Origin of the sequence: Sporolactobacillus kofuensis (genome assembly GCF_024125425.1) — a bacterium.
GTDB classification, from domain to species: Bacteria; Bacillota; Bacilli; order Bacillales; family Sporolactobacillaceae; genus Sporolactobacillus; species Sporolactobacillus kofuensis.
Map to the genome: position 1 here is coordinate 19,626 of NZ_JAMXWN010000016.1, position 24,961 is coordinate 44,586.

17 protein-coding genes and 1 riboswitch are annotated in these 24,961 nt (G+C 42.3%); of the genes, 7 read left to right on the forward strand and 10 right to left on the reverse strand.

Features of this window, described 5'->3' with window-relative positions; translation table 11 throughout:
- Window position 1: 1 nt before the first annotated feature.
- The gene (pflA, locus tag NIE32_RS12155; protein ID WP_253077197.1) at window positions 2-760 is read left to right on the forward strand and encodes a pyruvate formate-lyase-activating protein; all 759 of its coding nucleotides are present in this window, start codon (window positions 2-4) and stop codon (window positions 758-760) included.
- A gap of 62 nt (window positions 761-822) precedes the next feature.
- Here the strand turns inward: pflA and NIE32_RS12160 are convergent, their stop codons facing one another.
- Window positions 823-1,392: an LOG family protein gene (locus tag NIE32_RS12160; protein WP_253077163.1), complete on the reverse strand. Its 570-nt coding sequence runs from the start codon at window positions 1,390-1,392 to the stop codon at window positions 823-825.
- A 227-nt stretch (window positions 1,393-1,619) separates the two neighbouring features.
- On the opposite strand from NIE32_RS12160, the gene NIE32_RS12165 reads away from it, so the two are divergent.
- The 4 genes from NIE32_RS12165 to NIE32_RS12180 all read left to right on the forward strand — a co-directional run bounded on the left by NIE32_RS12165 (window position 1,620) and on the right by NIE32_RS12180 (window position 6,039).
- Window positions 1,620-2,468 (forward strand): MurR/RpiR family transcriptional regulator, encoded by an 849-nt coding sequence (locus NIE32_RS12165; protein WP_253077164.1) that lies wholly within the window; start codon window positions 1,620-1,622, stop codon window positions 2,466-2,468.
- A 139-nt stretch (window positions 2,469-2,607) separates the two neighbouring features.
- Complete coding sequence (gene murQ / locus NIE32_RS12170) at window positions 2,608-3,501, forward strand: N-acetylmuramic acid 6-phosphate etherase (protein ID WP_253077165.1); 894 nt, start codon at window positions 2,608-2,610, stop codon at window positions 3,499-3,501.
- Window positions 3,502-3,506: 5 nt separating this feature from the next.
- The gene (locus tag NIE32_RS12175; RefSeq protein WP_253077166.1) at window positions 3,507-4,886 is read left to right on the forward strand and encodes a PTS transporter subunit EIIC; all 1,380 of its coding nucleotides are present in this window, start codon (window positions 3,507-3,509) and stop codon (window positions 4,884-4,886) included.
- An 88-nt stretch (window positions 4,887-4,974) separates the two neighbouring features.
- Window positions 4,975-6,039: a DUF871 domain-containing protein gene (locus NIE32_RS12180; RefSeq protein ID WP_253077167.1), complete on the forward strand. Its 1,065-nt coding sequence runs from the start codon at window positions 4,975-4,977 to the stop codon at window positions 6,037-6,039.
- 168 nt (window positions 6,040-6,207) lie between these two features.
- Here NIE32_RS12180 and NIE32_RS12185 read toward each other — a convergent pair whose 3' ends face one another.
- The 6 genes from NIE32_RS12185 to NIE32_RS12210 form a co-directional block, all read right to left on the reverse strand.
- Window positions 6,208-7,626 carry a SpoVR family protein gene (locus tag NIE32_RS12185; RefSeq protein WP_253077168.1) on the reverse strand — a complete coding sequence of 473 codons (1,419 nt, stop codon included), beginning with the start codon at window positions 7,624-7,626 and terminating at the stop codon, window positions 6,208-6,210.
- A gap of 386 nt (window positions 7,627-8,012) precedes the next feature.
- Entirely contained in the window at window positions 8,013-10,289 is a 2,277-nt protein-coding gene (locus NIE32_RS12190; protein ID WP_253077169.1) for a DUF4129 domain-containing transglutaminase family protein, read from the reverse strand.
- A 1-nt stretch (window position 10,290) separates the two neighbouring features.
- On the reverse strand, window positions 10,291-11,466 hold the full coding sequence (locus tag NIE32_RS12195; RefSeq protein ID WP_253077170.1) for a DUF58 domain-containing protein: 1,176 nt from the start codon (window positions 11,464-11,466) through the stop codon (window positions 10,291-10,293).
- Window positions 11,463-12,428: an AAA family ATPase gene (locus NIE32_RS12200; protein ID WP_253077171.1), complete on the reverse strand. Its 966-nt coding sequence runs from the start codon at window positions 12,426-12,428 to the stop codon at window positions 11,463-11,465. Before NIE32_RS12200 ends, NIE32_RS12195 begins: the two co-directional genes overlap by 4 nt.
- A gap of 443 nt (window positions 12,429-12,871) precedes the next feature.
- Complete coding sequence (locus tag NIE32_RS12205) at window positions 12,872-14,158, reverse strand: globin-coupled sensor protein (protein ID WP_253077172.1); 1,287 nt, start codon at window positions 14,156-14,158, stop codon at window positions 12,872-12,874.
- Window positions 14,159-14,317: 159 nt separating this feature from the next.
- Window positions 14,318-16,174 (reverse strand): putative bifunctional diguanylate cyclase/phosphodiesterase, encoded by a 1,857-nt coding sequence (locus tag NIE32_RS12210; RefSeq protein ID WP_253077173.1) that lies wholly within the window; start codon window positions 16,172-16,174, stop codon window positions 14,318-14,320.
- 190 nt (window positions 16,175-16,364) lie between these two features.
- A riboswitch (SAM riboswitch) is annotated at window positions 16,365-16,480 on the forward strand.
- A 91-nt stretch (window positions 16,481-16,571) separates the two neighbouring features.
- Here NIE32_RS12210 and metE point away from each other — a divergent pair.
- Complete coding sequence (metE, locus tag NIE32_RS12215) at window positions 16,572-18,875, forward strand: 5-methyltetrahydropteroyltriglutamate--homocysteine S-methyltransferase (protein WP_253077174.1); 2,304 nt, start codon at window positions 16,572-16,574, stop codon at window positions 18,873-18,875.
- Between the two features lie 217 nt (window positions 18,876-19,092).
- On the opposite strand, the gene NIE32_RS12220 is transcribed toward metE, so the two are convergent.
- The 3 genes from NIE32_RS12220 to NIE32_RS12230 all read right to left on the reverse strand — a co-directional run bounded on the left by NIE32_RS12220 (window position 19,093) and on the right by NIE32_RS12230 (window position 23,526).
- Window positions 19,093-20,670: a peptide chain release factor 3 gene (locus NIE32_RS12220; protein ID WP_253077175.1), complete on the reverse strand. Its 1,578-nt coding sequence runs from the start codon at window positions 20,668-20,670 to the stop codon at window positions 19,093-19,095.
- Between the two features lie 243 nt (window positions 20,671-20,913).
- Window positions 20,914-22,656, reverse strand: coding sequence for a phospho-sugar mutase (locus NIE32_RS12225; RefSeq protein ID WP_253077176.1), 1,743 nt, complete (start codon window positions 22,654-22,656; stop codon window positions 20,914-20,916).
- 195 nt (window positions 22,657-22,851) lie between these two features.
- Window positions 22,852-23,526, reverse strand: coding sequence for an HAD family hydrolase (locus NIE32_RS12230; RefSeq protein WP_253077177.1), 675 nt, complete (start codon window positions 23,524-23,526; stop codon window positions 22,852-22,854).
- 250 nt (window positions 23,527-23,776) lie between these two features.
- Between NIE32_RS12230 and yhbH the strand changes: the two genes are divergently transcribed.
- Window positions 23,777-24,931 (forward strand): sporulation protein YhbH, encoded by a 1,155-nt coding sequence (yhbH, locus tag NIE32_RS12235; RefSeq protein ID WP_253077178.1) that lies wholly within the window; start codon window positions 23,777-23,779, stop codon window positions 24,929-24,931.
- Window positions 24,932-24,961 lie beyond the last annotated feature (30 nt).

A 24,961-nucleotide genomic window follows, 5' to 3' on the forward strand; every position in this document is an offset into this window, starting at 1 on the left:
GATTCTCGGAAATATTCACTCAATTGAATCGTTCGGCACCGTTGATGGACCTGGCATCCGATATGTTGTCTTTATGCAAGGATGCCCACTCCGATGCAAGTATTGCCACAATGTCGATACTCGAACTATTGGATCGGGAAAACAAATCAGCGTGGACCAGATCATCAGTGAATTGAAAGACTATCTGCCGTTTATTCAGTCCTCAGGCGGTGGTATCACCGTAAGCGGCGGCGAAGCATTGCTGCAAATGCCTTTTCTGCAAGAGCTTTTCAAGGCATGCAAAGCAATTGGTGTTCATACTGCACTTGATACGTCTGGTTGCTGCTATGTGGATGCTCCATTCTTCCACAAGCAATTTGACGAACTTGCCAAATACACGGATCTTGTCCTTTTGGATATTAAGGAAATCAATGCCGAACGTCATAAATGGCTGACCGGGCAGCCAAACAAACATATTCTTGCTTTTGCAAAATTGTTATCTGAGAAACAAATTCCGGTCTGGATCAGACATGTGCTCGTCCCAACCGTTACCGATTCTGAAAAAGATTTAACTGATCTTGGCGCGTTCATCAACACGCTGAATAATGTTGAACGTGTTGAAATACTGCCCTATCATAAAATGGGTGTGTTCAAATGGGAAGCGATGGGACTTGACTATCCACTTGAAGGCATCGAACCTCCAACAGACTCCGATGTGAAGCGTGCGGCACAGTTCATTCAGCAAAATCTGGCAAAGCCGCTCGTTGCAATACCTCAATAACATTAATTAAGAGAGCACTGCGCAGTACATGCGTGGTGCTCTCTTTCTGTGTGGAAAAACACTTATTTTGAATACGTTCTTACATGAGGTGGAACATAGGTCTCGATAAACGTCTTGATTTCATCAAATGAATCAGAAATAAGAACTTTTTTGCGATCTTCTGATGAAAGGAACCCTTCATCCACCATTTGATCAAAAAAGCGACCGATTAAGTCGTAATAACCATTCACATTAAGGAAAATGCATGGGCTGGCATTCTCTCCAAGCCGAGCCCAAGAAATTGCTTCGGATATCTCTTCAAGTGTTCCTGGCCCTCCAGGCAATGCCATACAGCAATCAGATAAATCCATCATTTTCTTTTTCCGTTCATCCATATCATTGACAACGACTAGCCGGCTCAATTGATCATGGGCAATTTCTCGATCAACGAGAAATTGGGGCATCACGCCTATTACTTTCCCGCCATGATCCAGCACCGTATCAGCAACGATTCCCATTAAGCCTACTTTCCCACCGCCATAGACCAATTCACACTGCGCGTCCGTGATCCATTTTGCTAGTTTTACCGCATAGTCTTCATAAATCGGGTTCTTCCCTTTGCTCGCACCACAATACACTGCAATCCTTTTCACGTTTGTTCTCCCTTCTCTTACAAACTCTATGATTAATATAACATGGATAGCGCATCGCATTGGCACATCGAGAACTAGCATTTTACAAGTAGTACCTAACTTCATCAGTTCTAATCGACTATATTTTCCCTACTCTTTTCTTCTTTTCTTGCAACCCTTCTCAATCAATAATATGATTAGGTAAATATGGAGCAATGCGCATGCATTCCTTAATGGAGGACGACCAATTGAGTTCACTGATACAGCAAATAAAAAATCGTCTGAACCACTTATCCGAAGCAGAAAAAAGAGTGGGCGCTTATATTACGAAGTATCCGGAACTTGTGCCAAACATGACATCCAAAGACCTCTCGATTAAGGCCGATGTAAGTGAAGCAAGTGTTGTACGCTTCTGTAAATCGATTGGTGCAGCAAATTTCAAAACCTTTAAACTTGAATTGGCAAAAGAACTCACACTTTCTCATGAAGATCTCACCGATTTTTCAAGCCTTCAGAAAAAGGATTCACCTTACGATCTTTTCTGTAAAGTTACCCAATTAAATAAAAGAGCAATTGAATCAACCCAGCTTTCCCTCGAAAGAAAAAATTTTGAAAAGGCTGTGGAACATCTTCTGTCAGCAGATCGGATTATTTTTTTTGGTGTTGGCGGATCATCCATTGCTGCTATTGACGGAAGTTATAAATTTTCGAGACTGGGTTATCATTCAGTAATGACTCCGGATTTTCATCAACTCGCCGCTACAATCCCCTTTCTAACATCCTCATCCGTATTCGTTGCGGTAAGTATGTCAGGAAAAACAAAAGACATACTCCAACTTGCAAAACTGATGAAGAATAAAAACGCGTGTATCATAGCGATTACCAATGCGCAAAATTCTCCACTTTTTAAGCTATCTGATATTCAACTTTGTACGCCCGTTGTGGAGCAAGACTTTCGGATCGGCAGTATTGCATCAATCATGACACAACTGAACATCATCGATGCACTCTATCTCAGCGTGTTCCATCTCTCCGGTAATCAACTGGTTGACCAATACCGTGAAGCGCGTGAAGCAGTCATTAAATTTCGACGATAAATGGCCAACCATGAGCGTTTATTTGCTCATTTATGAAACTTAATTTCATTATTTTTATCTAATATATTGACTTTTTATTTCAATTTAATAGAATATTAGTAATAAACATAATAAAGAAAACAGAAAAGGTGTGTTTGCAGTGACTGAAAACCTCTCTACCGAAAGCCGAAATCAGAACACGATGAACCTCGACACCATGTCCCTGCATGAATTATTAGCATTAATGAATCATGAAGATCAAACCGTACCTCTAGCCATTCAAAAATCGCTACCAGCGATTAAAAAAGCTGTCGAATGCGTGGTTTCCTCATTCCAAGCAGGAGGCAGGTTAATCTACATAGGTGCGGGTACAAGTGGAAGACTCGGTGTTCTCGACGCATCGGAATGTCTGCCTACATTCAGCGTTTCTACACGGATGGTGAAAGGGATCATTGCTGGTGGAGAAAAGGCATTGACGACGGCTATCGAAGGCGCAGAGGATAACGAGAAACTGGGAGGTGAAGATCTACAGAGACAAGCGATCAGTAAATTGGATACTGTTATCGGTATCGCTGCTAGTGGGCGAACACCCTATGTGATTGGCGGACTTAATTATGCACGAAGCCAAGGAGCAAAAACGATAAGTCTTGCCTGTAATACGCACGCAGAAATTAGTCACGATGCAGATGTCGCTATTGAAATTGAAACAGGTCCAGAAGTGCTGACAGGCTCAACGCGACTAAAAGCCGGTACCGCTCAGAAACTGGTCCTTAATATGATTTCCACTGCAGCCATGGTTCAGATTGGAAAAGTTTACGGAAATTTAATGGTAGACCTGCAGCCATCGAATAAAAAGTTGATCGAGCGATCGAAGCGCATCATTATGCAGGCTACGGGTTGCGCTTTTGAAACGGCGCAGCATCAATTTGAAGATGCGCATCACAATGTTAAAGCTGCTATCGTCATGATCTTACTTAATTGTTCCTATGAAAATGCGATTGATCAATTACACGAAGCAAAGGGCTTTATTCGAAAAACCTTGAAGGAGGAATGAATGAAATGAAAAAGGAACAACAGATGGCAGCATCAATTATGGAGTACATTGGTGGCAAAGATAATATTCAGAAAATTATGTTTTGCCAGACACGATTACGTTTGTCCGTCATTCAAAAAAATTCTGCTGATCTTGAAAAAATCAAAGGGATCAATGGAGTCATGGGTGTTGTTGATGATGACACGATTCAAGTTGTTGTCGGCCCAGGAACAGTTAACAAAGTTGCTGATGAATTAAGTTCCTTAACCGGACTTGCTATTGGCGAAGAAAATAATCCTGATGATTTAACGCTTAGCGAACGCGCAGCGATAAATAAACAAAACATCAAAGACAAAACCAAGAAGACACCAATTAAACAGCTGTTAAGAAAGATTGGCAACATCTTCATTCCACTCATTCCCGGTCTCGTTGCCTCCGGACTCATTAACGGAATTGCTAACTTTGCAATAAACGCTGGGGCAAATCCCAAATCAACCCTACTTTCCATCTTGGTTTTGATCGGGAGCAGTATTTTCACCTTTCTTGCTATTCTTGTCGGTTGGAATACAGCCAAAGAATTTAATGGAACTCCTGTTCTTGGCGCCATCATGGGCATGATCTTATTTAATCCAATGCTCGCAAATATCACCATTTACGGAGCACCATTAACCCCCGGACGTGGTGGCCTGTTTGGCGTTATCTTTGCAGCTTGGCTTGTTACAGTCATCGAAAAACAAGTCCGAAAAGGCGTTCCAACGAGCATCGATATTATCCTAACGCCTCTTATTTCACTCTTAATTGTCGGCCTTCTCTCTCTCTATGCCATTCAGCCGCTATTCGGTATCTTCTCAGATGGAATTACGAGTGGTATTCAAGCCATACTAAATATTGGTGGCGTTGTTTCCGGGGCACTGCTCTCTGGCTTCTTCCTTCCTTTAGTCATGGTCGGCTTGCATCAAGGTTTGACACCTATCCACCTCGACCTGATTCATCGGTTCGGGTATACGAGTTTGCTCCCAGTACTAGCTATGGCCGGAGCAGGACAAGTCGGTGCTGCTATTGCGATCTATGTGAAAACAAAAAGTCAGAAATTAAAGAACAATATCAAAGGCGGGCTTCCCGTCGGATTTCTTGGTATCGGTGAACCTCTGCTTTACGGTGTCACCCTCCCACTCGGCAGACCGTTTATCACTGCCTGCATTGGTGCAGCATTTGGCGGCGCATTCCAAGCAGCCATGCACACTGGCGCAGTAGGCATCGGTGTTTCTGGTCTTTCTTTAATCCCGCTGATTGCACAAAATAAATACATCTATTACTTTATCGGTCTTGTCATTGCGTACGTCGTAGGGTTTATCCTAACCTACTTGTTCGGTTACAATGAAAAAATGGCAGAAAATATTAAATAAAAGATTTGAGTATTAATGAGAGATGGAGTAGGTTAACGACAAGACCTCCTTCATCTCTCATTATTTATCTCTGAAAGGAAGTAGCCAAATGCTTGGTTTCTCAATTTATTTAAATCAATCCATAAACAAGCAGCAGAAAAGAATTGAAAATTATCAGGCACATGGCTTTGACATGATTTTCACTTCTTTGCACATTCCTGAAGAAGATGCTGGAGTGTATCAGCAGCGTCTTTATGATTTGGGTGCGTTGGCAAAAGCGTTTAAATTGGATGTAATCGTTGATATCGATGCCCATTCTTTAAATGATTTCCATCTTTCTCTAAATGAAGTCAATCACATCACACAATTTGGTATTACTGCTCTTCGTTTAGACGATGGATTTGATGAGGAAACCACTGCTGCCTTATCGAATCAAATGCCAATCGTGCTGAATGCCAGCACACTCACTGCCGAGTCATTAAAAAAAATGGCGGACAAGGGATTGAATACCAACAAGGTTACCGCCTGCCATAATTTCTATCCACGTCCTGAGACCGGTCTGTCCCGAGAAGCGTTCCAAAAAAGTAATCAACTGTTTAAAAAGTCAGGTTTGTCGGTTGCCGCTTTTTTCCCAGGGGATCAAGACTTGCGTGGACCGATCTATAAAGGCTTGCCAACACTCGAAGATCACCGCCAATGCTCACCATTTACCGCTTTTTTAGATTTATGCCAAGAAGATGTTGATCTAGTGATACTTGGTGACCCAGGTATAAGTAATCGTGCACTTCACCAAATTTCCGAATGGAAAGAAGAAGGAAGCGTATTGCTTCATGCACACCCCCTAATAAGTGATGCTGCCATACTCCAGGCGGCGTCTGTAGTGCAGTCAAATCGTCCGGACGAAGCACGCGATTGCATTCGCTCTCAGGAGTCCAGACAAAAGCAACTGATTAAGCCACCGGTCTTCTCTCACAATGCGGGACCAAGACCGATCGGCTCTGTAACTGTTGACAATCAGCTTTACGGACGATATCAAGGTGAAATTCAGATTACAAAAAGACAGTTACCTTTGGATCCAAAAGTAACTGTCATTGGCAAAATTATTGATGAAGATCTCCCTCTGCTGTCCTTCATTCATGGGCGCACTAAATTTCAAATTGAGTGGATCAAGTAAGGACGAAATAGAAAACCCTCTCAGGGAATTCGTTCATTATCGGTGCAAGACATAGACATTCTTGGGCACCTGTTCAGACACATGTGTATGATTCTGAACAGGTGCTCTATTTTTTTGTTCCGTATCAAATCATGGATTTTGGTATATCTGTAGCTTGCACCTTTAAGATTAGCTATCTAATCTTTTCCGTTTCATTTCACCACTCTCAAAACTAAACAATGTCGGATGATCCTCGATGATCGTCTGAAGATGGACGGGTCTCCCCCACAACTGAACGAGATAGTTCAGTACACCTTCCAAGTCTCGAGTATCCAGTTCTGTACCTTCGTATCGGTGTTTCAATAACAATTCGCCATTGTTCTGGTAGTCACCATTTTCAACAACAATATAGGGAAATCCACCGTTAATCCGCATTGACACAAGCTGATCACGGACACTGATCCATTCCTTATCGGTAATGGTGTAATTGTCCCCTTTCTTCTCAAACAGAAACAGATCTTCTTGTTGCACCAGTTTCTTAGATAAGTAATTTCGAATAAAAGATTGATCAGACTCAAGTTCTCGAACTTCAAAAATTTTATCGCGTCCCGAATTTTCCTTAACACCAACGTTCATCATCTCTTCACTGGGATGATTGTACGTTTCTTCAATATCCTCAAAAATTTTCAGCCCTAAATAGTAGGGATTAAGGCTTTGCTGGGAAGGCTGCACAACCTGAGCATTCAATTTCGCAAACTCTACAGCCTCCGACGATGTCAGATCTAATTCACGTATAATCCGGGCATGCCAATAAGAAGCCCATCCCTCATTCATGATTTTTGTTTCGAGCTGAGGCCAAAAGTAGAGCATCTCCTCACGAAGCATGGTCAATATATCTCTCTGCCAATCGTCAAGCACTTTACTGTACTCCTCAATAAAAAAGAGCAAATCCTTCTCCGGTCGGTTCGGAAATTTGGTTGACTCCACTGTTTCTTTTGTTGCGTCTTCAGGATCATCCAAGTTGAGAAGATCCTGATATTCAGACAACGGTTTCTTTCGTTTCTTAATTTGTTTTCCCGGCTTGCTATCTAGCCAATCACCTTTGCGAATAATCCGAGGGTCGACATGTTCCTGAATAGCCAGTACCGCATCGATAAAATGTTCAACATTCTTGCTCCCGTATTTTTCCTCGTAGTTATGAATCCGTTCTGCCGTCGCACTCATACTTTCTACCATGTCACGTCTCGTATTGATAAAGCGCACATTATTTTTGAAAAAATCACAATGGGCCAGCACATGGGCGACAATCATCTTATTTTGAATCAGGCTGTTTGTATTGAGTAGAAATGCGTAGCAAGGGTTCGAGTTAATTACTAATTCATAGATTTTACTTAACCCGAGGTCATACTGTAATTTCATCTTATAAAATTGCTTGCCGAAGCTCCAATGTGAGAAGCGTGTCGGCATTCCGTAAGCACCAAATGTATAAATAATCTCTGCAGGACAGATTTCATAGCGCATGGGGTAGAAGTCCAGACCGAATCCTTTAGCAATTTCCGTGATTTCGCTGATTGATCGTTCAAGTTCCTGATGATCATCTTTTTTCATGAATACAGCATCCTTTCTGAACTGTCTCACCTTAGAAAATGACTTTATTCTTCATCTTATGAACCTGACCAATCGGAATATGCCGCGAGAATCGGTAGGAAAATACATTTCACAAAAAAAATAAGGCAAGCCAACATGTGCTGGTTGCCTTATTTCTACGAAAAAAAGCTGGGAAAAAAACGCTCAATCCTTACTTTGAATCCATTATGTTTCGATTACTCTCTTGCCGCAAGCGTCTCGCATCATCGCTGTATTTTTTAAAACTAAGTAGCACATTTTATCGTTTCATTCGAGTGGTGTCCGGCAGCCCATGCAGATCATGAATGCCTCTTACCTATATCAAAGAGCTGGATCGTCTTTTATTGCTACGCGCCTAATCCATAACTTTACTTTTCAAAGTGTGAGCCAAGATCCTGAATTAGTCTATGAAGCGATTGATGATCAATCAATGACCCTTGCGTGTGTTTCTCATAAAGGAGTTGCTCATAGGCATCTGTTAATTTCTGCATTTTAGTGTCCGATAACTTCTCATCCACTCGATTGGCGAATTCCCTTAATGTTTCAGTATCCTTGCGTTTTAAGCCATGTAAAGCCATAAGGCTGAGCAGTCCAAGATAGGCCCGCTGAAAATCCTGCTCGTTGTGTACATTGATGTGCTGGATTTTCTTCAATTTAATTTTGGTCAGCCACCGTTTTCGTGTGCATACCGCAACAAACGTGCATGTAATAATAAGGGCAAATACAATCCATGCCATAGGCAACCCATTCACATGTCCTTTCGATATGTGTTCTTGTGATGCCTTGTTTTTCTGATCACTACGTTGTTGCTGTGATTCATTTGTGTGCTTTTGCGCTTGCTGTTGCCGCCGGTCTGTTGATGCAGATGTACCAGAGGATTGACCCTGCTTGCTTTCCGAACCATGCACAGATTTGCCTGATTGCGATGCTTTTGTCTTATCCGTGGAAGACGAACTGGCAAACTGATTTGGATTGTTGAACGACGGAGTTGGCTCAAAGCTTATCCAACCACTTCCTGGAAAATAGACTTCTCCCCAAGAATGGGCATCTTCATTTGTAATTTGATATTTATTGAGATAGACCTGTTTACCCTTCACTTTATCTTTAACTTGGCCTTGATACTCTCCAGTCGTGAACCCTTTCACCCAACGAGCAGGAATGCCGCTTGCTCGAAGCAGAATAACCATGGACGTAGAAAAATTATCACAGTATCCGACTTTTGAATCAAATAAAAATTGATCAACATAGTCCTGTCCTTTTGCCGGACGCGGTACATGTTCCGTTGAATAGGTGAAGCGTGAGGAACGTAAGTAATCGACGACCGCCTTTACTTGATCATATCGATTAGACTTCCCAGCTGTCAGACTTTGTCCCAAATTGATGACACGGCTCGGTAATGAATCGGGAAGCTGTAAATACCGTTTACGGATTACCTCAGGATCAGTTGTGGCCGTTGATTGACGCAAGCGCTGCATTTGATAAATTGGCTCGTCATAGACCAGTTGTTCCGAAGACACCCATTGCTCATTCGTGGTCAATACCTGACCTGTTGTCTGTTCATAGTTCAAGTGTCTCCCAGGTACACGAACCTGCACTGGTTGGCCGGTGTAGGGCAGGATTGCCGGGCTTTCTTTAGAAAAATGTATTGTAGCTGTCTCGCGATTTGTTCGCGTTTGCTTCCCATATAAGCCAACCAATGATGATAAGGACTGATTTTCGTTAATTGGCAAATAGAAATGATTGCTATCATCCCAACCATGTCCCGTATAGTAATCTTTGTATGCGACACGCCAATATCCGGGGTTGCCGCTGATGTTCGCTGTAAACAACGGTGTTGTATCCATATTGAGCGATCCACCAAGCCGTGAGTCATCTTGATCATAACCAATACGCTGATTATCTGAGAAGAAAGAACCCTTTTGAACGAATGGGAATGAAAGACTGCTCAAGTAATTGGAAGGTGTGTTCCAATGTACGGTAGGCTTCGGTACCAATAGTGCAAACAGCAACAGCACGACTCCAAGAACAAGTCCGGAGGTAAACCATGAAATTGTTTGTTTTATCGTTTGTGGCTTAGACGTACTGTACGTGAATAGAGTCCATTTATTGAGTATCACTAATAGCAGTGATGCGATCGTAACCATGATCATTGATCGATCGGCGTTAAAAGAGGTAAATGTATCGATTAAGGCAAGGCTTAGAATCGCTAGAGTGATCAAAAGACCCACGTGTCCATTAGCCAGCCAATGTCGAATGCCAAACAAAATAAATCCGAAAAGAATGAAAAACAGAAATGCAGTGAACGGGTCACTGAGTAAATAGAATTGTCCTTGCCACACATGACCAAAATTTCTTATGAGCTCTGCATACAATGGACGCATCCAATGAAGCGAAAACAGCTGTTCATTTCGATAGAAATAGAAATGTAACTGAAACAGAATCATAATTCCGCAGGTACTCGCACTGACCCATCTTGGACATTTGAAATAAAACATCAGCACCATTGCAAGAATAAAGAGGAACCACAGCCGAGTAGAATTCAGGATTGTCAATACAAAGACCGGTTGCAGACTTGTCCATAAGATAATGAATGTCAAGAGATAGATCAGAAAGCGTACCAACCGTTGCATTGAAAAGATGTGCATTTCACTCACCTGCCTTTTCCCGAGATTGCTCAACTCTTGGCAGAACATTTAAGGTAAACCAAGCAGTGTTCATGTGTTTCATCTTCGTGTGACCAGTGTTTTCAGTTAGAAAGAACATGGTTTGGTGTTGTCTTGAAATGTTGGCAAACTGTTTCATTGACGCTGCGAGTTTGGAATCCGTACTTACCGCATAACCCATTTTCCTCTTATTTCCAGACATGACCACATCTTCAATGGTCAGCGCTTGTTCCTTCGTTAATTCTGCAAGGGCACGAAAAGCAGAGGTTAATGCCTGCCGTGCAGTCGCATGGAGAAGGAGCGGTTTTCCCTCTATTCGATACGTCAAAAGCACAGTCACACCCTGTCCGATCAATGCTTTAACTAAAGAGGCAGTGCATGACACTGCATCGTCAAAAAGTTGATCTGAATCCTGATCACTGCATACAAGGGCAACAGAGGCAAGAAGCTCACGTTCAGTTTCAAACTGTTTGGTTACAAGCACGTTCGTTCTCGCTGTTGATTTCCAATCAAGCCAGGAAGGACGATCATTCGGACGATAAGTCCGTACCCCGGAAAAACCGGATCGATCCGTTTCTTGTGCGGTTTGATACAATCCTTGCTGTCGAAGACTAAGAGCCGATAGCGAGAGATAGTGAAGTTGTGGATAGACATAGACCGTTGATGTACACGGTAAACGGACGGTCTTCTCAAAGAATCCGAATGGATCACTCACGTTAAGAACAACGCCAGTAAAAACACATTTTCCCCGTTGAACATGAGTGAGCATCAAAGTAAACGTAGCTTCACGTCCGAACCAAACAAGTAGACCATCCGACTTTTCATTTGATAAGACAAAAGGATGCTTAGTGTCCTCATGAACCGTAACAAGAAAGAATGGGAGCAGCCAACGTCTTTTTAACTTAATCTCTGTATGGATCGTATCTCCAGAAAAATAGTGTGATTTCTTAATGGAGCGCTCCACTTGAACGGATTGAAAAGGATAAAGAAGAAGCAGCGCAACATAGAACACAATTGGAAGAAACAAGGAGAAGAGAAACCAGCCCAAAAAGCCTCCTTGACTAAGTGCAAAAAGAAACAGTAGGGCACCAACGCTGAAGAGAAGTACGAAACGTCCAGCAGTGCCCTGCATCCATTTAGTCACTACAGTGCCGATCATTTCACTGTTTCTCTCTTCATAACCGGAACTTTAATGGTTTCTATTAGATCCCCGATTAGCTCTTTACCATTCTGGTGATCATAAAGTGCTTCTTGATTCAAGAGCAAACGGTGACCAAGAACATAAGGAGCTACAGCTTTCACATCATCCGGGATTGCATAATCACGCTGCTCAATAAATGCATACGCTTGTACCGCCTGAAATAAGGCGATTGTCCCGCGCGGACTGACGCCAAGTGTGATTAAAGGATGAGCACGTGTCGCTTCAATAAGATCCATAATGTAGTTTTTCATTTCTTCAGATACATAGACAGAAGAAACCTGATGGCGAAGTTTCAGGATATCGGTAACCGACAAAATTGGTGTTAACCGGCGAAGAGGATCTTGATCTTGAACACGGTTCAGGAGAGACAGTTCATCCTTACGATCCGGATAACCCATTGATAATTTTATTAAAAAACGATCAAGCTGAGCCTCAGGTAATGCATAGGTTCCTTCATAGTCTACAGGGTTCTGCGTCGCCATAACGAAAAAGAGTTCAGGAAGATCCCTAGTCACACCGTCAACCGTAACATGACCCTCGGCCATTCCTTCAAGCAGTGCAGATTGAGTCTTCGGTGATGTTCGGTTGATCTCATCTGCAAGAATAATATTCCCCATGAGTGGTCCAGGTCGAAACTCAAATTGTCCTTTTTTTTGATTGTAAATCGACAATCCGGTAATGTCGGACGGGAGCAAATCAGGCGTGAATTGAATACGTTTAAAGTCCGCACCTACAGACTTTGCAATCGCATGAACCAAGACCGTTTTGCCTACACCAGGGATGTCTTCGATCAATACATGACCGCCTGCCAGAAGTGCAACGGATATTAGTTTCACAACATGTCTTTTTCCAACAACAACAGTTTCCACATGATCAATAAGATCTGAAATCAAATGGTGCATAGCTACACGTGAATTCATAACTTCCCTCGATTCCGATAATTTTCCGATTATTTCAACCATTTAATTCTATTGTACAGAAATCATGCGCGCATTTCCAAAACTATCAGTCATTTACTTACAAAATGCAAACATATTGGAACGAAACGAGTAGTAAGAAAAACCGGGCTAAGCCCGGTCCTCGTCTGTCACGATTAATAGAATTCTTATTGTTTGTCAGATTCAGATTAGTTTCTTCAAAACATTTGCGTCAGCTTGCTCATAAAAAAATTAAGAAGAAACATTACACTGTTCGCGCGTATCTGTTGTTTTTCGAGCATAAGCCCGATCCCATTGTCATAAACATAAATTTTTGTGCAGCATCAACACGTCACGATTAAAATGAAATTCCTAAACAATGAAAAAAGAACACACGGCTTATCCGTCTGTTCTTTTCCGTATTTATTTTGTATCGTTAGGAACACTTATAATTTGTTCTTCAATTGTTCTGCTGACGCAACCAATGTTTCAACACCTTTGCTTAACTCATGAGTAATTTCAGCAAGTTTGTCAATACTCTGATCCGTCACAGAAGAAAGACGGCTATTCTGATCAGCAGAATCGATAATTCCTTCAAAGCGTTCTCCAGTGTGCGTCGACTCCTCCATACTTTTCTGGATGATTGAGGTGGTCTTCTCAAGAGAACCGACGACATTGCCTGTAACTGTTGCCGATCTTTTGATCAGTTCAGAAATTTGGCCCATCGCGTTGTTGGTTGCTTCAGCTAATTTTTGAATTTCCTGAGCCACGACCGTAAATCCCTTGCCGTATTCACCAGCTCTCGCTGCTTCAATCGCTGAATTAATTGCGAGAATATGTGTCTGTTCGGAGATGTCTTTGACGAGTACCGTAACTTCTTCGATCTGTTTCGATGAGGTTTCCAACTCCGCAACCATTTTTCCTGTATCTTGTACGGAAGTATTGGCAGCCATCACTTGAACAAACAGTTGTTCAAGCTGCTCCTGACCCTCCGCAGCATGCTTTTTTGTATTCTCGGAGTACTCACTTCTTTGGTTTGAATTCGCTCTTACCCTCTTGAACTGATTTTGCAAATGATCGACCAGTTGTTTGCTCCGCTCGGATAATGCGATTAAGTCATCACTGACACCAAGAATGGATGTTTTCAAATCAGTACGACCAATTTCATATTCTTTCTTCAGTGATTTCTCATACTCGTTGTCATAGGCTTCGAGGACAAGCTGTTGCTCGAAACTGATCAATTTATTAATGCAGCGAATCGCGCAATCAACATCTTGGGTAGATGGACCATGTTTTAAAACGATTTCAATTAAATTCGATAATAAACTTTGAAATGTCCCCATGTAGTACTGTGGTGTCAGGCCAATACGAAAGTGCATAACCCCAACGCGGTATCTTCGATCCAGAAAAGCCTTGTCAATGACCCCAGAGAACAGTTCCAGCACATGCGTCGCTAACGTCCTGCTTAACTTTTCAACCGAACTATAGTTATCAATGATTTTTCGCAATGAGTCAATCTTAGAAAAACTCTCATAAAATTCTTCCGCTATTCGATTAATCTCTTTTTCAACGAGTGGATGAAGCATCTTCATGACTTGAAGATCTGCATCGGTGATGCGAAGCATCTGGATTTTCTCAAGGACAAGTGAATCCGTGACATCAATGGTCACTTTCTCTGATTTCGCTTTATCAATCCAAGATTGCTTGCTTGCTCTTTTTTTTAATAACGGCATCTTTGCCCTCCCCTATCTTGTCCTTATGGCATGCGACAAAAGCACTGCTCCACGCACAGACAAGATCAGTACATTGATCAAATGTATGATAGTTCCAGTGTACCAGTTTTTTATGAAAACCGACGATTCTTCACAATTTAGCCATAATTTAGCCATAATTCACGCCAAATATTTAATGGAAAATTCATCCTCTGCCAAGGGCTGACTGTAATAGTAGCCTTGAATCACCTGACAGCGACAAGATTCGATCGCTTTTAATTGCTCCTTTGTTTCAATTCCTTCCACAATAACATCGATCCACAAATGTTCAGCCATGGAGACAATCGCAGCAACAATTGCTTGATCTCGACTACTTTCAGCAATATCCATCACAAAGGACCGATCAATTTTCAACTGATTGATCGGCAAGCTTTTCAAATAGCTGAGCGAACTATAACCGGTCCCAAAATCATCGAGACTGACCCCTATACCGATCGATCGAATCTCACTTAATACCCGCATTGAACGGTCGAGATCATCTGCCATGGTCGATTCAGTGATTTCCAGTTCAAGGTACTTAGGGTTAAGTCCACTTGTTTCAAGGATATGCCACAATTTTTTTACAAGCATGTCATCATGAAATTGATTAAATGATAGATTAACCGAAATCGGAACCTTTGGTGCTCCATGATCATGCCAATACTTCATCTGTTTGCATGCTTTTTTCAACACCCACCAGCTAATATCTCGGATCATCCCTGTTTCTTCAGCGACGGAGATAAAACCACTCGGCGGAACAACCCCCTTCTTCGGATGCATCCATCGAATGAGGGCTTCTACGCCAGTAAGTTTGCTGCTTTGCGCATTCACTTGAGGTTGATAATAAAGAACAAATTGATGATTGTATAAGGCTGTCTGCAATTCATTTTCTGTATTCACTTTTTCTAGAAGTTGCTGATGCAAGTGATTGTTGTAAAAGAAATAACTGTCCCGGTTTCTCTTCTTCGCTTCACGTAAAGCAGCGTCGGCGCTCGCCTGAATTTGAACACTCGTTTCTCCGTCAAAGGGATATTCGGAGATACCAATACTAAATGTCCCGTAGATTTCTTTTCCCCCTATATGAAAGGGATTCTCAGATGCCTGAATGAGCGTCTCCGCCAAATAAACCAATCCTCGCTTATTCAGACAATCTTCACAAACAATCATGAATTCATCACTGCTTATCCGGAACAGATCGGCATTGTAGTTTCTGAGAACGCCATTTATTCGCTCTGATAATGAAATCAGCAATTCATTTCCTGATGTTCGCCCGAAGATCTCATTGATAATTTTTAGTCGATTTATATTGATTTTAAGCAATGAAAAAGTCCGCTTTGTCTGTGTGCGCATGTCAATCAATCGAGCAATGGTTTCATCAGCCAACAGATTATTTGGAAGTTCAGTAAGTGCATCATGATAGGCTTTGAATCGCATTTGTTCTTCTTTTTTCGCTTCAATAGCCGCCTTCTTGATTTGATAGCGATCCATCACCACTTGATGTTCCAAATTCAAGATTTTTCCCAATGAATGCTCAATGCTTTCGACATAGTTCCATGGTCCGACTACTTGTTTGATGCTTTCTAAAAGAAATTTATGAAAATGATAGAAACAAGCTACCTGATCCGCAAGACTGAATGCTTGTTCATAAAAAAAGTCCGCTTTTGCTTTGCAGCTAATAATAAAGTTTTGATCAATCCTTCCACTGAAAACCACTTCTACCTGTCCACGATAGACAATTTGTAATTTCTCGAGTACTGTTTGTGGAATGATCGTACTTTGTCCTCTAAACAACTCAGTAACAACTTGACTCATCTGCTCCGCAATAGGCTCACGGTATCTCATCATTAACGGCTTTACCCAATTCAAAATTTGCAGATCTAATTGCTCAAGATGCAAAATTCTAATCTGCTGCCGCGTATGCTCATCATTGATTGAAAGATCAACTTCCTGAGTCTTAATCTCTTTCAACCATTTCTCTTGATCCATAAACTCGCTCATTGTTCTCGTTCACCCTCGTGGTTTCAAAGCTGCAAAGACCTTCTTATGGAGAATTGTCCACAATGTCTTTATCGTCACACCGTATCGAAATGTGAATGAACTGAACCGTACTTTTATGTACTTTTTTGTGACAACCAAGCGTTGACGATAATAATATTTCATGCTAAGCTAACTCTTAATTAAATGAAAACTCTTATAAAGAGTGGCGGAGGGACTGGCCCAATGAAGCCCGGCAACCTTTCATTTCTAATGAAAAGGTGCTAATTCCAGCAAGATCTCATCTCAAGAGGTCTTGAAAGATAAGAGGGTGCGGATGATTGATCAAGCCTCTCTAGAATATAGAGAGGCTTTTGTTTGTTCCCTCAAACAAACCCTACGATGTACAGGAGGACAAAGGATGAGCAAAGTAAAAAGTGCCAATCTTGGTTATCCAAGGATTGGTGAGAAGCGGGAATGGAAAAAGGCACTTGAACACTACTGGGCGGGTAAAATCACAAAGGAAGACTTCTTGGAAACCGTAAAGACATTGCGCCTCAGCTATTTAAAGAAACAAAAGGATCTCGGACTTGACCTCATTCCGGTTGGCGATTTCAGCTTATACGATCACGTGCTTGATACGGCTGTATTATTTGGATTGGTTCCTGAACGATTCCGGACAGATGAAAAAGAAGTGTCACTAGAAACCTACTTTTCTATCGCTCGAGGCAGCAAGAATGCAGAAGCATCTGAAATGACGAAGTGGTTCAATACAAATTACCACTACATTGTTCCGGAAATCAGCAACGATACAAAACCTTATCTGACCAGCAATCGACTTGTTGCGTTATTTAATGAAGCTAAAGAAGCTTTCGGGATTACCACAAAACCTGTGATTGTCGGGCCGATCACATTGCTTAAATTAGCAAAGGGCTATGATCAAGATCATTTCCAGACACTTCTTACTGCTTTAATTCCACTTTATGTTCAAGTTCTTAGTGAATTGAAAGCAGCAGGCGCAGAATGGGTACAGATTGATGAACCTATTCTTGTCAAAGAACAAACCGCAGAAGATCTGGTGCTTTTCCAGGACACCTACCAGACAATCAAGAACGGCGTTCCTAATCTTAATCTACTCCTGCAAACGTATTTCGAAGCGGTGGATGACTATGAGAAGGTGGTTCAACTTCCTGTTGATGGTATCGGACTTGACTTTGTCTATGGAAAGGAAGCAAATTTGGCAGCCATTAAAACTTTTGGATTTCCTAAAGAAAAAGTACTCGCTGCCGGCGTCATAGATGGTCGAAACGTCTGGAAAACAGATTTATCAGCTGCGTTTCAAGAATTGAAAACACTGCTCGGATTTACCGGCGGAAATGACAAACTGTGGGTGACTGCTTCATCGAGTCTGCTCCACGTTCCGGTGACCGTTTCAAATGAAAGCGAGCTTGATCCAGTGCTCGCCAATGCCCTTTCTTTTGCAGATGAAAAAATAACAGAAATCGTCACTTTGGTAAATGGACTAAATAAGGGCGAAAGCGCCATAGAAACAGAGCTCGATAAAAATAGTGATGATCTTCTCGCTCTTCAGCAGTCCGCACACCGCAATAATAATGAGGTTCAAGAAGAACTGAGCCAATTAGGCGAAGAATTGCCTGCACGTCCGGGCTCTTATAGACTGCGCCAGCAAATCCAAACAGATGCATTCAAACTCCCGCCGCTACCGACAACAACCATTGGTAGTTTTCCTCAGACTACTGAAGTTCGTCAAGCACGACGAAATTGGAGAAAAGGAGACTGGACTGAGGAACAGTACGAACAATTTGTTAACGATGAGACAGCAAAATGGATTCAAATTCAGGAGGATCTCGGAATCGATGTGCTCGTTCACGGTGAATTTGAGCGAAATGACATGGTTGAATATTTTGGTGAAAAGTTGGCTGGTTTTGCCTTTACACGCTTTGGCTGGGTTCAATCATACGGGTCGCGATGTGTTAAGCCACCACTGATTTTCGGCGACGTATCATGGATCGCACCGATGACAGTCAGGGAGAGCGCTTATGCGCAATCATTGACTCAGAAACCAGTTAAAGGCATGCTTACCGGCCCAGTGACCATCTACAACTGGTCATTTGTTCGAAATGATATCAGTCAAGCGGATGTCTTCAATCAGATCGCACTTGCTCTGAGGAAAGAAGTACATGCACTGGAGGAAGCAAATATTCGGATGATCCAGGTCGATGAACCAGCGCTGCGTGAAGGATTACCGCTGAAAGACGAAAAGAAAGCAGACTACCTTCATGATGCTGTTTATTCATTCAGGCTTGCAACATCCTTTGTGAATAACGACACGCAAATTCACACACATATGTGTTATTCCGAATTTAATGAAATCATTGATACAATTGACGCTCTAGATACCGATGTGATCTCCATTGAAGCTGCACGCAGTCATGGCGAAATCATTTCTACATTTGAGGATTTCGCTTACAAGAAGGGAATCGGTCTCGGTGTCTATGATATTCACAGCCCGCGCATTCCAAGTGTTGCGGAAATGAAAAGCTATGCGGAACGTGCGCTCAAGGTACTTGATCCGAAGGTGGTATGGATCAATCCAGACTGTGGACTGAAGACTCGCCGGATTGAAGAAACCATTCCTGCATTGAAAAATATGGTTGAAGCCGCCCATGAAGTGCGTAAAGAACTCAGCAACCCTGTTGGCTAATCATTGACTATAGGAACATTTTACGACGATTTGATATTTTTCAGCATTGATAAAGACTGGGCAAAAACTGCCCAGTCTTTCTTTTCTATTAATTGTGCTTCGATCGCTCGCTATGATCAGTCCAATTTATTGTCATCCGGTCATTGCATTTTTACGCAAAAAAGTTTCTTTACTTGTAAAAAAAGAGCCCTGCGGCTCTTTTTTTAATGGTTCGCTTTTACATATTATGACTTGAATCTCGAAGTTCGATTTTCGGATGCTTTTGCTGAAACCAGCGCAGCGAAAAATCATTTTCAAAAATAATGACCGGTCGATCCTTATAATCTGCAACAATTAGGTTGTTTGAATTGCGGCGTAATTCCTCTGCGTCGTCTCGATTTGCGATCCATTTGGCAACCTGATGCGGCATATGTTCAATGTCCAGATCCACCCCATATTCCGCCTGCATACGATAGACGAACACATCGAATTGCAGCGTGCCGACAACACCAAGAATCGTTTCTTCATATTGGGTTTTATAGACTTGAATCGCACCTTCCTGAGCGAGCTGGCTAACTCCTTTCAAGAAGTGCTTCTGTTTCATTGCATTTTTTGCACGTACTTTAGCAAAATGTTCTGGGGAGAACTGCGGCAGTGCTCCGAAATTAAAGGTATCTTTGTTGCCGCATACCGTGTCGCCAATTTGATAGAATCCCGTATCATACAGACCAACAATATCTCCAGGATATGCATCATCAATCAATTCTCGACTATCTGCAAAGAACTGTTGCGGTTGTGCAAGCTTCAGTTGTTTGCCAGTTCGATCGAGATAGACACTCATCCCTTTTTCAAACTTTCCGGAGCATATGCGCAAGAACGCAATTCGGTCACGATGTGCCGGATTCATGTTTGCCTGAATCTTAAATACAAATCCGGAGAAATTTGGATCATCAGGCTGAACAACCCCTTCACTCGACTGACGAGGCTGCGGCTGTGGTGCAAGTTTCAGATAATGTTCCAAAAATGTCGGCACACCAAAGCTCGAAATGGCACTACCAAAGAAAACAGGTGTCTGCTTGCCGGCTTTCACTGCTTCAAGATCAAAGCTGCTCCCTGCTTCATCCAAGAGCATCAAATTTTCCTCGAGTTGGCTGAGCGTATAATCATCAACTGTATCTTTGAGAATGTCACTCAGTTCATCAACCTCACCCAGCGCCTGAACCTGACGTTCTCGCTTCTCGTTGTACCACTCAATCTTGTGTTCTTGACGATCGTAGACACCGCGAAATGCCTGTCCCATACCAATGGGATAATTCACCGGGTAAGATTCAATTCCGAGCACTTCTTCAATCTCTTCAAACAGTTCGAGTGGCTCTTTGCCTTGTCGGTCCAACTTGTTGATAAATGTGAAGATTGGAATGCCGCGATCTCGGCAGACTTTGAACAATTTGATCGTCTGTGGTTCGACCCCTTTAGCGGCATCGATAATCATCACGACACTATCTACAGCCATTAACGTTCGATAGGTGTCTTCACTAAAGTCCTGGTGCCCAGGTGTATCCAGAATGTTTATTTTATATCCATCATATTCAAATTGCATGACACTCGATGTGACTGAGATTCCTCTCTTCTTTTCCAGTTCCATCCAGTCTGATGTCGCAAATTTTTCAGCTTTTCGCGACTTCACCGCACCAGCCGTTCGAATGGCCCCACCGAGTACCAGCAGTTTTTCTGTCAACGTCGTTTTACCGGCATCCGGATGAGAAATAATTGCGAAGGTTCGACGTCTTTTTAATTCCTGCTGTAACTGATTCATGTTTTCCTCCTACTTAAATATCAAATCGTCCGGGACAGAAGTAAGTCCCGCACTCAAGAAAAAGGCACTCGCCGGCTTCCATCGCCAAAGTGCCCGATTTACGTGGCCTTTGATCTCATGTTGCCATTATTGCGAATGCTTTTTCATTCATTCTCTTTTAATTATATACATAAAACACTTGATTCATAAATCCCGAACATGCATGGATCTGGGATCAATTTTCAAAGAGTAGTAAGATGTTGCTCATTTGCTGACCAGACCGTGCACACGCTCCATAACTGCTTTCTTCAATGCATCAAACTTCTGATCACGATCCTTCGCGTCACTGCCCTTTACACCAAAATAAAACTTAATCTTTGGTTCGGTACCTGAAGGACGAAGACAGAACCATGCACCATCAGCCAGCTTGTATTTTAGAACATTGGAAACCGGAAGTGTTATGGCAGATGTTGTTCCTGTCAGAACGTTCACGGATTCTGACTTCTTATAATCTTCAATGACAGCCACCGGTACGCCGGCAACTTCAGCAGGCGGTTGTGTGCGGAAATCGTTCATGATTGAGTCAATTTCTGCCTTACCTTGAATGCCCTTCAAAGTCAATGATTCCAATCCTTCTTCAAAATAGCCATAAGTCTTATAGACATCCTGCAATGCATCATAGAAAGACTTCCCTTGCGCTTTAAAATAAGCTGCAGCTTCGCAAGCGAACAGAGCAGCTTGAACCGCATCTTTGTCACGGACAAAAGCGCCGATCAAATAGCCATAGCTTTCTTCATAGCCAAACAGAAACTGATGTGCCCCGCTCAATTCATATTCATGAATCTTTTCGCCGATAAATTTGAAACCAGTGAGTGTATCGAGCGTTGGAATACCAAACGCTGCAGCGATGGTACGACCGATCTCAGAGGTCACAATCGTCTTCACTACGATACCGTTTTCCGGCAGCAATCCTTTTTCCTTTTTCTGTGTTAAGAGATAGTTTAAAAGGACAGCGCCTGTCTGATTTCCGGTCAATACAACATATTCGCCTTGCTCGTTCTTTACGGCAACACCTAACCGGTCGGAGTCAGGGTCCGTGCCGATTAACAAGTCGGCGTTCAATTTTTTACCATAGTCAATCGCAATTTTGAACGCAGCATGCTCTTCAGGGTTTGGTGATTTCACCGTTGAGAATTCAGGATCAGGGTCGGCTTGTTCTTTCACGACCGTCACATTTGAAAAGCCCCAGTTTTTCAAACCATTCACAATTGGATGATAGCTGGTGCCATGGAGCGGCGTATAGACAATTTTGAGATCTGATCCGACTTTTTTGATCGTTTCCGGATTCAGAGACAACGTCTTTACTTGTTCTTGATAAGCCTGATCAACCGTCTCACCGATGACTTCCAGTAAACCTGAATCTTTCAGTGCCTGCTCGTCTCCAACTTTAACTTTCAATTCATCCTCAACCGAAGCGACATAACGAATCACTTCATCAGCTTCTGCAGGTGGCAGCTGGCCTCCGAATTCGTTATAGACTTTATATCCGTTATACTGAGGCGGATTATGGCTGGCTGTTATCACAATGCCTGAGAAAGCGTTCAGATAACGAACCGCAAAAGATAAAACAGGCGTTGGGCGGAGCGCATCGAAAATGTACGTTTTGATCCCATGCGCACCTAATGTCTTCGCCGCTTCTAACGTAAATTCAGCAGAAAAATGTCTTGGATCATGGGCAATGACAACGCCGCGTTGCATTGCCTTCTCCCCAGCATTCAGAATATACCTGGCAAGACCTTCGGAAGCCTTGCGGATGGTATAGATATTCAGGCGGTTAGTCCCAGGACCGATTTCTCCACGCATACCACCTGTACCAAATTCCAAATTTGTATAAAAACAATCTTCCAATTTTGCCGGATCCTTTGCAATCGCATCCAGTTCTGTTCTAAGATCCGGATCCAGATGATCATCTTTCAGCCATTTCTCATATACTGTTTCCCAACCCATAAGTTCACCCCGTTAATTAGAAAATCTACAGTCTACCCTATTGATGCCAATTCTATTATATACCAAAAATAAATAGAACGCTGTCATGCTTTTTAAAGGAGGTTAAAGCAAATAAATGCTCTGAGCCGAAAATCAGCACAAGAAATTAATAAACCTAGTGAAAAAGCTATGTACATGTCCTAATTAACACTATGTTTATGCTTTCGTTCTGAGCTCAGGAGAGAAGTAACGGACTATTTTCTCCAAAGACATATCTTGCAACGATTTGAAACAACCGTCCACGTGACCAAAAGGCATTTGCTTCGTGACGGCATTCGGTACGACAATGCAATACATACCCGCGCGTTTGGCAGCCAAGGACCCATTAAAAGAATCTTCAATCGCAATGGCTTCTTTCGGCTGTACACCAAGACTCTCTAATGATTTTATATAAAGAGCGGGATCTGGTTTCACTTTTAGAACATCATCCCAAGATTTTATACTCTGAAAGTAATCGGAAATGCCGAGGCGGCTCAGATGTTTGCGTGGCCACTCGCCTTTCGAACTGGTTGCAAGGCCGATTTTCAATCCAAGGCGCTTGGCTTGTTCAAGTACTGATTTCACACCAGGAAGTACCTCTTCCTCATCAACAAGCTGATTAAAAAGTGCATCACGTTCTTTATAAAAAGCCTCATTGTCTATAGTCACATGTGCGTGCTCTTCAAGGTAGTCGATCGAATTAAATCCATGCTGCGTGCCAATGGCTTGGCTCCAAATACTCAACGGCAAATCCAAATTATATTTCCGATACATCTTTTGCATCACGAGGTACATGAGACGCTCACTATCTAAGATCACACCGTCGAAATCAAATACAATTGCTTTAATCATCAAATACAACCCTTCTTAGTTGGTCTCTTTGTTCATTTTAACATGTGTGTTTTCTATTTCTACATAAGTCACAAATTCTTTTTAATTAATTGTTTTCATGATCATCTCACGGAATTAGGCACCTTCTTTATTTTTCTTAGGTTAAAGCGAGCAAAGTTTGATTCGTCGTGCATACACTAAATTAATCAACCCTCAAAGCAGACCGTCACTTGAGACTGGATCATGATTCAAATTAAAGGAGGGATTTCTTATGAGTAGTTTTCTAATTTCCGAAGAACAGTGGGATCTTCATCAAAAAGGCGAACAAGATCAGCGCCGCCATACAGAAAAAGTAAGAGAGGCAATCAAGAATAATCTCCCGGATCTGATCAGCAGTGAGAGCATCATCCTGTCCGATGGAAAGAAAATGACGCGAATCCCCATCCGCTCCTTGGACGAGTATAAACTGCGTTATAACTATGATAAAACCAAGCATGTTGGTCAAGGAGATGGAAAAAGCAAAGTTGGCGATGTCATTGGCAAAGCCCCAGGCAAACAGCAAGCTCCAGGCACTGGTAAAGATAAAGCAGGAGATCGACCCGGTATCGACTATTACGAAGCAAAAGTTTCGATAATGGAAATCGAAAATCTATTTTTCAAAGAACTTGAACTTCCGCATTTGAAAAGAAAGCAGGAGCCGGACATTGTCGTCGAGAGCATTGATTATCGGGATATTCGACGTAAAGGACTTATGGGCAACATTGATAAACGCCGCACCATCCTTTCAGCAATTAAGCGAAACGCAAAATCAGGAAAAACTCAAATTCATCCGATTCGTGAAGAAGATTTGCGCTTCAAAACTTGGGAAACAATTGTCAAACCCGAAAGCCGTGCGGTTGTTCTCGCGCTCATGGATACTAGTGGCTCCATGGGGGTGTGGGAAAAATATATTGCCCGAAGTTTCTTCTTCTGGATGAGCCGTTTCCTTCGAACAAAATACGAAAAGGTTTCTATTCAATTCATTGCCCACCATACCGAAGCAACAGTCGTCAGTGAAGAAGATTTCTTTTCAAAAGGGGAAAGTGGCGGAACAATATGTTCCTCAGCTTATGTCAAAGCGTTGGAATTAATTAATTCTACTTACCCACCATCCAAATATAATATCTATCCTTTTCATTTTTCCGACGGGGATAATCTCTCATCTGATAATCCGAAATGTACCCGGCTTGTTAATGAGATTATGGATATCACTGACTTCTTCGGTTATGGTGAAATCAATCCCTACCATCGATCAAGCACGCTAATGAGCGCTTATCGGACGATCAAAAATGATGCCTTCCACTCATTTATTCTCAAACAGAAAAGCGACGTCTATCATGCGATGAAGTATTTCTTTCAGAAGAATCCTGAAAATCAAGTCATTTAACGAAACCGCCCAGTTCTTGGCTGTCACCCT